Annotated in this window: 14 protein-coding genes; 9 read left to right on the plus strand and 5 right to left on the minus strand. The window is 36.1% G+C overall.

Annotation, left to right across the window (positions count from 1 at the left end; genetic code table 11):
• The first annotated feature begins 7 nt into the window (after positions 1-7).
• Complete coding sequence (locus tag CA834_RS00865) at positions 8-727, plus strand: DUF3298 and DUF4163 domain-containing protein (protein WP_133085437.1); 720 nt, start codon at positions 8-10, stop codon at positions 725-727.
• Here CA834_RS00865 and CA834_RS00870 read toward each other — a convergent pair.
• Together CA834_RS00870 and CA834_RS00875 are read right to left on the minus strand one after the other, a co-directional pair.
• Positions 724-1971, minus strand: a complete 1248-nt coding sequence (locus CA834_RS00870; RefSeq protein WP_094966772.1) for a cation:proton antiporter — start codon at positions 1969-1971, stop codon at positions 724-726. The two genes, CA834_RS00865 and CA834_RS00870, sit on opposite strands and share 4 nt — an antisense overlap.
• Before the next feature lie 4 nt (positions 1972-1975).
• Positions 1976-2431: a DinB family protein gene (locus CA834_RS00875; protein WP_094966773.1), complete on the minus strand. Its 456-nt coding sequence runs from the start codon at positions 2429-2431 to the stop codon at positions 1976-1978.
• 83 nt (positions 2432-2514) lie between these two features.
• Between CA834_RS00875 and CA834_RS00880 the strand changes: the two genes are divergently transcribed.
• Genes CA834_RS00880 through CA834_RS00890 form a run of 3 tightly spaced genes read left to right on the plus strand, consistent with a single transcriptional unit; the run spans position 2515 to position 4889 of the window.
• Complete coding sequence (locus tag CA834_RS00880) at positions 2515-2868, plus strand: arsenate reductase family protein (RefSeq protein WP_094966774.1); 354 nt, start codon at positions 2515-2517, stop codon at positions 2866-2868.
• Complete coding sequence (locus tag CA834_RS00885) at positions 2861-3754, plus strand: DMT family transporter (protein ID WP_094966775.1); 894 nt, start codon at positions 2861-2863, stop codon at positions 3752-3754. Before CA834_RS00880 ends, CA834_RS00885 begins: the two co-directional genes overlap by 8 nt.
• A gap of 1 nt (position 3755) precedes the next feature.
• The gene (locus tag CA834_RS00890) at positions 3756-4889 is read left to right on the plus strand and encodes a peptidogalycan biosysnthesis protein (RefSeq protein ID WP_094966776.1); all 1134 of its coding nucleotides are present in this window, start codon (positions 3756-3758) and stop codon (positions 4887-4889) included.
• Here CA834_RS00890 and CA834_RS00895 read toward each other — a convergent pair whose 3' ends face one another.
• Positions 4890-5369, minus strand: coding sequence for an acyl-CoA thioesterase (locus tag CA834_RS00895; RefSeq protein WP_094966777.1), 480 nt, complete (start codon positions 5367-5369; stop codon positions 4890-4892).
• A 136-nt stretch (positions 5370-5505) separates the two neighbouring features.
• On the opposite strand from CA834_RS00895, the gene CA834_RS00900 reads away from it, so the two are divergent.
• The 3 genes from CA834_RS00900 to nadD are packed head-to-tail and all read left to right on the plus strand — an operon-like array spanning position 5506 to position 7557.
• Positions 5506-6363, plus strand: coding sequence for a YicC/YloC family endoribonuclease (locus CA834_RS00900; RefSeq protein WP_094966778.1), 858 nt, complete (start codon positions 5506-5508; stop codon positions 6361-6363).
• A gap of 22 nt (positions 6364-6385) precedes the next feature.
• Positions 6386-6979 carry a guanylate kinase gene (gmk, locus tag CA834_RS00905; protein ID WP_240507387.1) on the plus strand — a complete coding sequence of 198 codons (594 nt, stop codon included), beginning with the start codon at positions 6386-6388 and terminating at the stop codon, positions 6977-6979.
• Complete coding sequence (gene nadD, locus CA834_RS00910) at positions 6979-7557, plus strand: nicotinate (nicotinamide) nucleotide adenylyltransferase (protein ID WP_094966780.1); 579 nt, start codon at positions 6979-6981, stop codon at positions 7555-7557. Before gmk ends, nadD begins: the two co-directional genes overlap by 1 nt.
• 37 nt (positions 7558-7594) lie before the next feature.
• Here the strand turns inward: nadD and CA834_RS00915 are convergent, their stop codons facing one another.
• Positions 7595-7954 carry a YraN family protein gene (locus CA834_RS00915; RefSeq protein WP_094966781.1) on the minus strand — a complete coding sequence of 120 codons (360 nt, stop codon included), beginning with the start codon at positions 7952-7954 and terminating at the stop codon, positions 7595-7597.
• A gap of 62 nt (positions 7955-8016) precedes the next feature.
• On the minus strand, positions 8017-8940 hold the full coding sequence (locus CA834_RS00920) for a S66 peptidase family protein (RefSeq protein WP_094967230.1): 924 nt from the start codon (positions 8938-8940) through the stop codon (positions 8017-8019).
• Positions 8941-9124: 184 nt separating this feature from the next.
• Here CA834_RS00920 and metG point away from each other — a divergent pair, with 184 nt between their 5' ends.
• Both metG and CA834_RS00930 read left to right on the plus strand, forming a co-directional pair.
• Entirely contained in the window at positions 9125-11176 is a 2052-nt protein-coding gene (gene metG, locus CA834_RS00925; protein WP_094967231.1) for a methionine--tRNA ligase, read from the plus strand.
• Positions 11177-11341: 165 nt separating this feature from the next.
• Positions 11342-13720, plus strand: coding sequence for a hypothetical protein (locus CA834_RS00930; protein WP_133085438.1), 2379 nt, complete (start codon positions 11342-11344; stop codon positions 13718-13720).
• Positions 13721-13794 lie beyond the last annotated feature (74 nt).

A 13794-nucleotide genomic window follows, 5' to 3' on the forward strand; every position in this document is an offset into this window, starting at 1 on the left:
GGATACATTGAAGAAATCACTTTTAGCCATTCAAATTCTCATGTTATTATTTTCCTGCTCTTCAGAATTTAAGCCTGCAACTTTTGAAACTGTAGAGATAAACGAAAATTTTGATGCAGACATTACTGTAATTTATGAGCGTGCAAAAGGTAATGATGACCTCAGCCAAGCCATTAATAAAAATATTGAACAGGCCATGATTTATGAGGTAGGCCGCGACAGTACATATACCGATGTTATGTCCATACTCAATTCCTTTAATCAAGAGTACGTTGATTTTAAAAAGGACTTTCCTGATGCCTCCGAACCTAAATGGGAGTTACAGATTGAAACGGAAAAAACCTACCAATCAGAAGATATTATCACTATTGCTATAAGTATTTATCAGTTTGAGGGTGGTGCCCATGGTAATGACCAAATTCGCCTACTTAATCTGAATGCCAAAAATGGAGCTATTTTGAGGCATGAGGATTTTATTGGAAATATCGAAGGATTTGAAACGTTAGCTAAAACATATTTTCTTGAAAATTTAGAAAACCAAAAAGAGAACTTAACCATGGAAGATTATTTCTTTGGAAAACCATTTCATTTGCCTGAAAATATAGGATATGGTGATGAGGGAATTATATTGTTATACAATGTTTATGAAGTAGCCTCCTATGCCCAAGGTTATACGGAATTTGCCATTCCCTATGATAAGGCTGAGTCGTTTTTAAAAATGAATTAAGTTGCGTTTCGTGTTAATCTTTTAATAATTGGTTCTACGGTTAGTCCTTGGCCAAGTATTGAGACGACAACCACAACATAGGTTATCACCAAAAACAACTCTCTGTTCATATCTTTGGAAAGACTCAAGGCTAAAGCAATGGATATACCGCCGCGAAGCCCACCCCAGGTCATTATTAGATTGGTTTTTGGAACAAAATCCAATTTTTTAGAAAAGATTTTTATAGGCAACCACAAGGAAAGGTAACGACATAATAAAATTACCGGTATTGCTAGGAGACCCGCATATATATAATTACGCCCCAAAGTAAGAACTAACATTTCCATACCAATCATAACAAATAGTATAGTGTTAAGGAAGACATCAATGAGTTCCCAAAACTTGTCAACATAGGCCTCAGTTGTTTCAGACATAGCAGAATTTCTAACCGTATCATTTCCAACCATAAGACCTGAGGTAACCATAGCTAAGGGTGCAGAAAGGTGAAATTTATGCGCAAGCATTGTTCCTCCCATAACAGAAGCAATAGTAAGTATCACTTCAATTTCGTAACTATCAATAGAGCGCATTAAGCGGTATGTAATCCACCCAAGCAATAGGCCAAGAGCAATGCCCCCTATAACTTCTTGTCCAAATAGTGTTGCAATATCAGAAATATCTATGGCTTTGTTTGGTTGAGCGGCTACTGCAAAAATTGTCAGAAATATAACCACACCTACCCCATCATTGAATAAGGATTCCCCTACAATTTTAGTTTCAAGTTTTTTTGGTGCACCTGCTTTTTTTAAAATACCAAGCACGGCAATGGGGTCCGTTGGAGAAATCAATGCCCCAAACAAAAGACAATTAATAAAGGTTACCTCTAAACCAATGCCATTCAAAATATAGAACATTGCACCACCTACAAGGAAAGTTGACACCAAAACACCTAATGTGGCAAACATTAAAATTGGTCCTCTTTGGATTTTTAATTGCTCAAAATTAGTATGAAGGGCACCTGCAAAAAGTAAAAAGCTCAACATAATGTCTAACAATACCGTTTCAAAATCAATACCGTTTATAAAGGCCTTTTCCCTTGTAAGAAGTGTATCGTCAAATTGTGCTAGCATAATTAACGCTAAGGTAAAAATGATGGTAATAAGCATTAAGCCAATGGTTATTGGGAGTTTTAGAAAGCGAACATTGATATAACCAAAAATGGCAGACAATACAACGAGAATTGTAACAATAGAGTAATATTCCATAATATCAGATTGATTTTCTAAGCGCTAAAATATAACCTAAATGAATGCCTTCGTGAAAATTATTGAATTCAATGGCATCTTCCACCTTATTTAGTGTGCTTTTGGTTGAAGTCGTATATGGCGTATACGTCTTAAAACGACCGTTAACATAGTCCTTTTTGGTTTTTTCTATAGTTGAAATCAACGCCCTTTTTACAAACTCCACATTTAGTTGGTCTACCCTAGCAATGGGTCGTGTGCCTTTTCTATATGCAGTAACCAGGTCATCTTCAATTAAGGGTGTAAGTCCAGAAAGCGTGTAAACCAATATTTGTTGGGTAACAAGTGTATGATAGATGTTCCAGATAATGTTGTTGGCAAAGCCATCGGGAATTTTATTAAGCTGTTCCAAGGTTAAGTCATTAAGAAAATCCCTTAAAATAAGTCTATTTTTTAAAGTGATGTCAAAAGCCCAGTCCATCCAATTATATTTTTCTTAAAAGTACTTAATTTTATGCTGAAATGCGGTTACTTTGCAAACTGAAACACTAATCTTTCAGTACCATGAAAAAACTGTTTTATCTAAGCACCTGCAATACCTGTACGCGTATTATTAACGAACTGGATTTGCCTGAGGAGGTTATTTTGCAAGATATAAAAACAGAAGCTATTACTGACGCCCAAATTGAGGAAATGAGACGGCTAGCTGAAAGTTATGAAAGTTTATTCAGCAAACGTGCGAGACGTTACAAGGAACTGAATCTAAAGGAAAAAAACTTAAGCGAAGCGGATTTTAAGCACTATATTTTAGACCATTATACCTTCTTAAAGCGTCCCGTTTTAATTTACAATGATGCTATTTTTATTGGTAATTCCAAAAAGGTAGTTGAGGCTGCGAAACAGGCCATTCATGCGTAGTAGAAGCTTTGCGATTTTCGCTCTCTTCTTGGTTCAATTGCTATATGGATTGAACTATACCTTTGCCAAAGTCATCATGAATGGCAACTTTGTAAAACCCTTTGCACTTACCGTATTACGAGTTGGTGGTGCCACTATACTATTTTGGTTGTTTAGCTTTTTGATGCCTAGCGAAAAAATCGAACGCAAAGATTACTTTAAATTTTTTGTCGCTGCTATATTTGGAGTGGTCATTAATATGCTCTTATTTTTAAAGGGTATAGAATTAACGACACCTATTCATGCGGCCTCAATTGTAACCATTACACCCGTTATAATTCTAATCTTATCAGCCCTTATTTTAAATGAAAAGATTACCAAGCTCAAAATAGTTGGTGTAGCCTTTGCTTTTTCAGGAGCTATCGTGTTAACCGTTTACGGTAAATCCGTCCGCCTAGGTGATAATATAGCCTTAGGCAACACCTTCGTGTTCATCAATGCTATTTCCTACAGCGTTTATATTATTTTAATTAAACAACTTACATCCAAGTATCACCCGTTTACATTTATTAAATGGCTCTTTTTATTCGGCTTTTTTATGGTGTTGCCTTTTGGATATCCAGAACTTCAAGATATAGAATGGTATGGTTTTACCCCTTATATAACTTTTGCCGTCATATTTGTGGTTATTGGTGCCACATTTGGAACGTATCTGTTAAACCCAATAGCCCTTAGCAAATTAAAAGCCTCAACTGTTGGGGTATTCATCTACTTACAGCCTGTTATCGCTGGGTTATTTGCCATTCTGATGGGAGCAGATGCTGTTGATGCGATTAAGATCATAGCTATGGTGCTTATTTTTTCTGGTGTATATTTAGTATCCATAAAACCTAAAAAGACACCATAATTTGTCTTTAAATTCTGAAATATTTTCATCAATAACTACAATACCAAAATCGTATTGGTCACAATTGGGTTGTGAGGATAATATATATTATACACCAGAATTTCTCAAAGCTTTTGAATTCGCCAACAAAGGCATTGATTTTAACTACATTTTTATTTTAAGAGACCAGATACCCGTTGCCTTTGCCAATACACAGCGCATCAGCATTGGTATAGAAACCATTACCAAAAACACAAGGATGCCCTCACTGACAAGGCAACTGGTAAATACAATTTTCCGGCATCGTAATTTACATGTTTTGTTTTGTGGCAATATTTTTCTCAGTGGTGAGTATGGGATATTTTTAAAAGAGAATCAAGATAAGACTACGGCGTTTAATGCCATTGCCAGGGCCCTTGGTTTACTGTCAAAAAACACACGGAAACTCCACACTCTATTTATCAAGGATTTTGAAAATGACTCTTTGCATATCACAAATTTGCTCCATTTGTATGATTATGCCTCTATGCAGGTAGAACCGAATATGATTATTTATTTAAAGCCCGAATGGCAAACTTTCAATGATTACAAATCTGATTTAAAATCAAAATATAGAATAAAAGCCAATAAAGCGGATGCTAAAAGCAAACCTCTTGAGGTTCAATTGTTTTCTAAAAATGACATTATAACTCATAAAAACGAGCTACAAGACCTCTACCAGAACACTATAGATAATGCCGATTTTAACGCCCAAATTTTAAATCTTGAAACCTATATTCACCTCAAGGAAACCTTCAAGGAGGCTTTTCTAGTTCAAGGCTATTTTCTGAAAAATAAATTGGTAGGATTCCTCTCAGCAATGAAAAATGGCACTCATTTAGATGCACATTTTATTGGGATTGACTATTCTAAAAATAACACATATGCTATATATCCTCGTATACTGAACGATTACGTGAGATTAGGGATTTCAACAAATTCAAGCCAGATAAATCTAGGGCGAACGGCATCTGAAATAAAGAGCACGCTGGGCGCTCAACCCAAACCTTTAACCTGCTATTGCAAACACAAAAGGTATTTGCCTAACAAAATCCTTAAGTCCTTTATTAAAAACGTTCGGATTAAAACTTATAAACAGCACCAGCCTTACAAATAATCATAAGTTCATGGGCTTTGGTCTTACATTGTATTTTCTGGTATCTGCTTTGGTCAAAACTTTATAACTTTTAGATCTTGGAAATTTGTTAGCGAGGGCTAACAAATCTTCTGGCAGACCTGTAAGCTTTCTTTGTTTTAAATCAATCCAGCCACCTTGCATTTCACAGTAGGCTAAATTATCCCCCTTATCGTTGTAGAAATTATGCTCAAACATAAATAACATCCCATCTTCACTTAATCCGGAAACCTCTATGGTTACTGTAATTGGGGTTCCAATAAACGACTCCTTAAAATAATACATATGTTCATAGAACACAACAGGGCCAATATTATTCTTCAATATCTCCCTCATTGAGAATCCTTGATCATTAAAAAAAGACATACGTGAATGACTCATAAAATTAGTATAGGCAGAATTGGCCAAATGACCATTAGCATCAACATCGCTCCAACGAATTTCAAATTGTTTTTTAAACATATTTTAATGAGGTTGTTATTTAAGGAGGCAAAGATAAAAAGTAAGGACCGTTGGCTCAATCCTTTTCCGATAATTTAACGGCATTATTAAAGATTTCAATTTTGTACCTTTGACCAACTTTAATCGTATTGGCTTAATGATACAATCCATGACTGGTTATGGGAAAACTGTTCTACAGCTCCCATCCAAAAAAATATCTATAGAATTAAAATCCTTAAACAGTAAAAGTCTCGATGTCAATGCCCGTATGCCTTCTATGTATAGGGCCAAGGAATTGGATATTCGAAAACTCCTCGCTAAGCATTTAACAAGAGGGAAAATAGACTTTTCGCTTTTTGTTGAAATAACAGGTGAGGATACAAGTTCTAAAATCAATAAAACTGTTGTAGAGCAATATATTAAACAACTCAAGGACGTTGTAGATGGTGACGAAACCGAGTTGCTCAAAATGGCAATTCGTTTGCCTGACGCTGTCACTACTGAAAGAGATGATATCGATGAAGAGGAATGGCACCTTATTGAAGAAGGCATCAATGATGCTTTAACTAAAATCGTAGCCTATAGAAAAGATGAAGGGGCTATCTTAAAACAAGATTTTACGGATAGGATTACCACACTTCAAGGACTGTTGAAAGATGTTATGGCCATTGATCCAGAACGTATTGATGGTGTTAGGGCACGGTTAGAAAAAGGCATTGCTGATATAAAGGAAAAAGTAGATGAAAATCGTTTTGAACAGGAGTTGGTTTACTATATCGAAAAATTTGATATAACGGAAGAAAAAGTACGCTTAGAAAATCACTTAGATTACTTCTTAAAAAGTTTAAATTCAGCCGATTCTAATGGTAAAAAGCTTGGGTTTATCTCACAAGAAATAGGTAGGGAAATCAATACCATAGGTTCAAAAGCCAATTATGCTCCCATGCAAAAGTTGGTGGTGCAGATGAAGGACGAACTGGAAAAAATAAAGGAACAATTATTGAATGTTCTTTAAATATCCGTATAAACTATTTTCAGTGGCTAAGGAAACAACTAAAAAACAAGGTAAACTTATTGTATTTTCCGCCCCGTCCGGATCAGGAAAGACAACTATCGTTAAGCATCTATTAAAACAGCCAGAATTGAACCTTGAATTTTCAATTTCGGCAACCTCAAGAGAAGCCAGAGGTAAAGAAATAGATGGTAAAGACTATTATTTTCTATCCCTTAAGGAGTTCAAAAACAAAATCAATAATGACGAGTTTTTGGAGTGGGAAGAAGTCTATCGCGACAATTTCTACGGTACGCTTAAGTCCGAAGTGGAGCGTATTTGGGCTCAAGGTAAACACGTTATATTTGATATTGATGTTTCTGGTGGATTGCGTATAAAAAGAAAGTTTCCTGAACAAACCCTTGCCATATTTGTAAAACCCCCAGATTTAAATGAACTGGTTAGACGTTTAAAAGATCGCGGTGAAGAGAGTCCTGAAAAAATAAGTATGCGCGTGGCCAAAGCCCCAGCCGAATTAGCCACGGCACCACTATTTGATGTTATTGTTGTAAATGCCAATCTCAAAGATGCTTTACAGAATGCTCATGATTTAGTTGCAAGATTTATAGCTGAGAAGTAATGAAAATTGGTCTATTTTTTGGAACATTTAACCCTATTCATATAGGCCATTTGACTATTGGCAACCACATGGTTGAGCATAGCGATTTAGACCAAGTTTGGTTTGTGGTGACGCCCCAAAGTCCTTTTAAACAGAAAAGCAGTTTATTGGACAACCATCAGCGTTTAGAAATGGTTTATTTAGCAACAAAAGACTACGATAAGTTGCGTCCGTGCGATATTGAATTTGGCCTTAAGCAACCTAATTATACCATTGATACCCTAACCTATTTAGAAGAAAAGTATCCTGAACATGAGTTTGCTTTGATTATGGGTGAGGACAATTTAAAAAGCCTACATAAATGGAAAAATTATGAGCTTATATTGGACCATTATGCTATCTACGTTTACCCAAGGATTTCAAATGGCACTCGGCCTGAAAGGTTTAAAAATCATCCTAAAATTTTTACTGTTTCAGCACCAATAATGGAACTATCCTCAACGTTTATAAGAAACGAGATTAATGAAGGTAGAAATATACGGCCTATGCTTCCTGAGCATGTCTGGCACTATATAGATGAAATGAATTTTTACAGGTAAATTCCATAAATAGATTAGATACTCATAACAGCGCTTATTAGAAATGGTAAAAGGCATTTTCTAAATGCTCGATATCATACGTATTCTTTTGTTTTAGAATAGCTATGATATCAAACCTCACCTCAAGATCTAGTTGATTCGAATCTACATATTCATTCACAGCCTTAACCAGATTTTTTATTTGCTTGGGTTTTACAAAATCTTGTGGATTTCCGAAGTCTGCCGTAGAACGGGTTTTTACTTCAACGATGGCCAAAACATCGCCCTTTTTAGCCATAATATCTACCTCAGCCTTATCAAAACGATAATTGCGTTCAATGATAGCGTAATTGTTTTCAATTAGAAAATCTACAGCCAATTGTTCACCTTTTTTACCGAGCTCATTGTGTTGTGCCATTAGCTGTCTCTTTCTATTATACTCACTATAAACCCTTGTTTAATTTTAAGATTCCGTCAAGTTTATTTATAAGTAACTTTTGACCTGTTTTTTGTGACCTCTAGTTTTATGGTTCTGCCCAAAACCAGTGCCCTATTATCCTCTTCATGACCTGCGGGCATGTTAAAGGCAATAGGGAAATCATACTCTGCTAGAGCATCTAATATCAACTGCTCTATGGATGTTCCCCAAAGAGTGGTGTTCTTACGAAGTTTGGACATATCACCTACGATAACCCCTTTACAGTTGTCAAAATAACCCGCTCGCTTCAAACTTTGTAGCATACGATCAATATGATATTTATACTCCCCGATTTCTTCTATAAACAGAATTTTACCTGAGGTATCTAAACTGGTTTCAGAGCCTAACATGGTATGGAGTATGGTTAGATTGCCTCCAACCAATTGGCCCTCTGAGGTACCGCCCCTATTATATTTAGAACCAACTAAGGTATAAGGTCTGGGATGACCGAATAGTGCTTCCTTAAACGAATCTACGGAATCTTTTATGTCTCCTAAATCTTTTGTGAGACTAACACACATAAGCGCATGCAAGGATTCAAATCCTTCATTATGCAGTTGGTTATGTAAGGCGGTTATGTCGGAGTAACCAATTACCCATTTAGGGTGCTTTTTGAATTTTGTATAATCTAATTTATCTAGAATCCTTACCGTACCATAACCTCCCCTAGCACACCAAATAGCACTGATTGTTGGGTCATCTAAAGCATTTTGAAGGTCTTCACAACGTTCTTCATCGGTACCAGCAAAATGATCGGCTTGATTAAAAACATGTTGGCCAACTCGGGCATGTAATCCCCAACTTTTCAATAAGTCCACGGCCTGTTGTATCTCTCCTTCACGACTTTTCAATATACCTGATGGCGCAACAATAGCAACTGTATCCCCTTTTTTTAGATAAAGTGGTTGAATCATATTAAAAGTCATTTCTGTAGAATTATCAGTTTTAGGTTGTGACACTAATCGTGCTATCGTCATCCCATAAAAGAGAAAGAAAACCACAATTATTTTAGCCCTTAGAGTCATGAAACATGCTTTTTGTAAATGTACATTTTTTTTCTAAATGCCTTTTAGAATGTGTACTTTTGTAGGCTCATTAATTGAATCCGTCATGGCTAAACGATACACTATCACAGCAGCACTACCTTACACCAATGGACCCATACATATTGGCCATCTCGCAGGTGTTTATGTGCCTGCAGATATTTTTGCCCGATATCTTAGATTAAAAGGAAATGATGTAGCCTTTATGTGCGGAAGTGATGAACACGGTGTTCCTATAACCATTAAAGCCAAAAAAGAAGGTGTATCACCACAGAATATAGTTGATAAGTACCACGGCATAATTAAACAATCCTTCGAGGAGTTTGGAATCTCTTTTGACAATTACTCCAGAACTTCAGCTAAAATGCATCATGATACAGCTTCAGAGTTTTTTAAAACCTTATATGACAACAATGAATTTGTTGAGGAAGTCTCACAACAATTGTACGATGCTGAAGCTAATCAATTTTTAGCCGACCGTTTTGTTACAGGGACTTGCCCAAAATGCGGCTATGAGGAAGCCTATGGCGATCAGTGTGAAAGCTGTGGCTCAAGCCTTAATGCGACGGATTTAATAAATCCCAAATCGGCCATAACAGGTAATGTACCAACCTTGAAAAAAACCAAACACTGGTTTTTACCCTTGAACAAGTATGAGGAATTTCTACGCAACTGGATTTTAGTAGGTCATAAGAAAGATTGGAAGCCCAATGTTTACGGGCAAGTAAAATCCTGGATCGATGATGGTTTACGACCAAGAGCAGTCACCAGGGATTTAGATTGGGGAATACCAGTGCCCGTAGAAGGCGGTGAAGGCAAAGTCCTTTATGTATGGTTTGATGCACCAATTGGCTATATTTCAGCAACCAAAGAGTGGGCCGCTCGAGAAGGTAAAAACTGGGAAGATTACTGGAAAGATAAAGACACCACCTTAGTGCACTTTATAGGTAAGGATAATATTGTGTTCCACTGTATTATTTTTCCGGCAATGCTAAAGGCTGAAGGCTCCTTTATTTTACCTGAAAACGTTCCGGCTAATGAGTTTTTAAATCTTGAAGGTAACAAGTTGTCTACATCAAAAAATTGGGCCGTTTGGCTGCCTGACTATTTGAAGGACTTTCCAAACCAACAAGATGTATTGCGCTATACGCTCACGGCCAATGCTCCTGAAACCAAAGACAATGATTTTACCTGGAAGGACTTTCAAGCGAGGAACAACAATGAATTAGTAGCCATTTTTGGTAATTTTATTAATCGTGTCGTTGTATTGACCCATAAATATTACAATGGTGTTGTTCCAAACCCATCTAACTATTCACAGATTGATTTAGATACACTTGCAGAACTCAAAGCTTACCCTGCTGTTATTGCAAGTTCCATAGAGCGCTACCGCTTTAGGGAAGCTAGTCAAGAACTAATGAATCTAGCGCGGCTTGGAAATAAGTACTTAGCTGAGGAAGAACCATGGAAAACCATTAAAACTGACGAAGCAAGGACCAAGACCGTTATGTATGTGGCCTTACAAATAGCTGCAGCTTTAGCAGTTTTAAGCGAACCTTTTTTACCGTTTACGTCTAACAAGTTAAAATCTATACTCAATGAGAGCGGCAATAGTTGGGATGATATTTCAAATGAAAAGGAATTACTGCCCACAAACCATGTAATAGGAAAAGGCGAATTACTTTTTTCTAAGATTGAAGATGCTGCCATACAAGAGCAATTAGATAAGTTGGAGGCCCAAAAAAGAACTAATGAAATGGCTGATAAAACAGTTGAACCTCAAAAAGATATTATAACTTTTGATGATTTCACTAAGTTAGATTTAAGAGTCGGCACGATTATAGAAGCTGAAAAAATGCCAAAGACCAAAAAACTTCTGGTCTTAAAAGTAGATACGGGTATTGATGTAAGAATCATTGTTTCTGGTATCGCAGAGAGCTTTTCCCCGGAGGAGGTCATTGGAAAGCGGGTTACTGTATTAGTGAATTTGGCGCCTCGTAAACTTAGAGGTGTTGAAAGTGAAGGTATGATACTAATGACAGAAAATGAGACCGGCAATCTTGTTTTTGTAAATCCAGATAAGGGAGACCAAATAGCAAATGGCATAAGAATTAGTTGAGAGTTCTGAGGAATTTGTTTATCATTCTTAGTTAATAAATTTTCTGATGAAAACAATTAATCCTAATAGCCAGGGTTAATTATAGTTAATGATTGGTTAAATCAAATTATAAGAAAATGATTTTTCTGTATTTTTCAGAAATGTATTACATTTAAAACAAATCTTGTGATTGTCATTAAGCGTATTTTGCTCTCCTTCCTCTTATTGTTTTTTTGTTCTGTTATTGCCCAGACACCAAACACCATTATTGAGCATTTTGAGAATTATGTAGAGGCTCCGCGAGAAGTTGCTTATGTGCATCTTAATAAGTCTAGTTACATTAAGGGTGAAATGATGGGATTTACGGCATACATTTTTGACAAATCAACGAAAGCCACATCCCAACTCACTACAAATCTTTATTGCACCATAACAGACGAGAACAATACGCCCATTAAAGAAGCCTTGATTCGGGTTGATGAAGGTATTGCCTCCAACGTCTTTAATATTGACAGTAGCTTCACAAGTGGTCGATATACCTTCAAAGCCTATACCAACTGGATGCGCAACTTTAAGGAGCCGAATCATTTTGAAGCTAGCTTCAGAGTAATACAAGCGAATGATAGCACCATCCAAACTAAACTTAATGGTTCGAGCGACATTGATTTACAGGTACTGGGAGAAGGAGGACATATTCTTTATAATGTTAACAATACTATTGGCATTATTGCCAAAAATAAATTTGGATATGGTGTTAAAGGCGCAAGCGGTACAATAAGGGATGAAAAAGATAACATTATTACAGAATTCAAACTCAATGAGGTGGGGCTTGCCAAAGCACTTTTTAATCCAAAGCCTAGTGCAAATTACAAGGCTGTTTTAGATATTGATGGTCAACTAACTGTGAAATCAATTGAAAACATTAAATTAACAGGAATCAACATGTCAATGGCGCCTTTATCTGAAAAGGTAAATATCTTATTTTCTACCAATGAAAGAAGCATCAAACAGCTTGCCAATAAAACGTTTAAGATTGCGCACCACAATGGAGTAGAGATTTATATTGTAGAGTTTAAACTCAACAGCGAAGGCAAGGCCTTGGTTAGTTTTCCTAAAGAAAGCCTTTTTAAGGGCATTAATATCTTTACTGTGTTAGATGAAAAGAATCGACCCACCTTAGAACGTCTTCTTTTTAATAAAAATGGTATTAAACACCACAAGGCATCTAGTGTAGAGTCACTCAAAGATAAAGATAGTTTAAGGGTAAAGATAGAATTTAACTTAAATGACAAAGTGGAATGGTCAAACTTAAGCGTATCAACTCTTCCGACCGGCACTAAATCTTACGACCACAATAGCTCGTTGCTCTCACAACTCTACATTAGACCATACATTAACGGATATCTAGAAAATGGACAAGACTACTTTAAAGATAATAATAGAATAACAGCCTATAACTTAGACCTTTTGATGCTTACTCAAGGTTGGAGCAGCTACAGTTGGGGCAACATTTTCAATACAGACAAAACCGTCCTAAAGTATCCTTTTGAAAATGGTATCGATATTACTGCAAAAATCAATAAAAATCAAAGTGGTACCTATGTATTATACCCCTTTGAAAATGATAATACGCAACTGTTCGATGTTCCTGAAGGAAAGGATGCGTTCCAGCTCAAATCGAACTTCCCTATGGAAGACGACTTTTTAAGGGTCTCTTATATAGGCCCTGGGGAAAAAAATAGTTATAAAGCCCCCAAACTTTACCTGACATTTTCTCCTAACATTTTTCCTAGTTTCGATTTGTCATACAATAGCCTAGCAAAGGTCTACTTAAAGGAAACACAAAACATATCAGCTGTCAAAATACCTGAGGCCTGGAAAAAAGTAGAACAATTAGAAGAAGTCATTGTCAAATCCAAAAAAAATAAGTCGCGCGCGGAAACATTAAAAAATAATGTGGTTAATTCAAGAATAGCAATATTAAATGATAACGTAGCTAACCTTAGAATAGACCTCTATATACAACGACTAGGTTTTATAACCAATTACAACTATTTCACTGGAGGATTAACAATAACAAATCCCAGGGTTAATTGGGGAAACCCAGTCCCCGCAGTTTATTTAGATGATGTTTTGGTTGGCGGTTATGGCCAAAATGCTACATTTGATATTTTAACAACCCTTACAACAAAGGATGTAGATTACATTGAATATGAATTGTATGGCATTGGTGGAGGTATTAATGGTGGTGCAGGGTTTATAAAAATTTATACGATACCTAGAGATAATAATAAAGGAGCTAATAAAAGTCTTAGCACCTACCTTGTTCCATTGCGATTTAGTTCAAACAAATCATTCTACACACCCAAATACACTAATTTTGACAACCAGTTTTTTGAGGATTATGCTGCTATAGATTGGCATCCTAATTTAAAATTGGATGATTCTGGTGCAGTATTTCTAACAATTGATAATTCAAGAACAGATGATATTACGTTATTTATAGAAGGGGTTATTAATGAGGACGAGTACATCTCTCAAAAAATTGAGCTGAACAAATATTAGGATTAATTTGCTTTGAGGTTACCTAGAATAGGTTAATTGATGTAACCCTCAATTATAGTTTTAGCGCGGCCCTA

The sequence above is a fragment of the Winogradskyella aurantia genome, assembly GCF_002266855.1.
In the GTDB taxonomy this organism is placed as follows: Bacteria; Bacteroidota; Bacteroidia; order Flavobacteriales; family Flavobacteriaceae; genus Winogradskyella; species Winogradskyella aurantia.

What these genes read in the sequence shown, in the direction of transcription:
- CA834_RS00870 (WP_094966772.1), bottom strand. Translation starts at nt 1,971, where the DNA reads ATGGAATATTACTCTATTGTTACAATTCTCGTTGTATTGTCTGCCATT.
- CA834_RS00875 (WP_094966773.1), bottom strand. Translation starts at nt 2,431, where the DNA reads ATGGACTGGGCTTTTGACATCACTTTAAAAAATAGACTTATTTTAAGG.
- CA834_RS00880 (WP_094966774.1), top strand. Translation starts at nt 2,515, where the DNA reads ATGAAAAAACTGTTTTATCTAAGCACCTGCAATACCTGTACGCGTATT.
- CA834_RS00885 (WP_094966775.1), top strand. Translation starts at nt 2,861, where the DNA reads ATGCGTAGTAGAAGCTTTGCGATTTTCGCTCTCTTCTTGGTTCAATTG.
- CA834_RS00895 (WP_094966777.1), bottom strand. Translation starts at nt 5,369, where the DNA reads ATGTTTAAAAAACAATTTGAAATTCGTTGGAGCGATGTTGATGCTAAT.
- CA834_RS00900 (WP_094966778.1), top strand. Translation starts at nt 5,506, where the DNA reads ATGATACAATCCATGACTGGTTATGGGAAAACTGTTCTACAGCTCCCA.
- nadD (WP_094966780.1), top strand. Translation starts at nt 6,979, where the DNA reads ATGAAAATTGGTCTATTTTTTGGAACATTTAACCCTATTCATATAGGC.
- CA834_RS00915 (WP_094966781.1), bottom strand. Translation starts at nt 7,954, where the DNA reads ATGGCACAACACAATGAGCTCGGTAAAAAAGGTGAACAATTGGCTGTA.
- CA834_RS00920 (WP_094967230.1), bottom strand. Translation starts at nt 8,940, where the DNA reads ATGACTTTTAATATGATTCAACCACTTTATCTAAAAAAAGGGGATACA.
- metG (WP_094967231.1), top strand. Translation starts at nt 9,125, where the DNA reads ATGGCTAAACGATACACTATCACAGCAGCACTACCTTACACCAATGGA.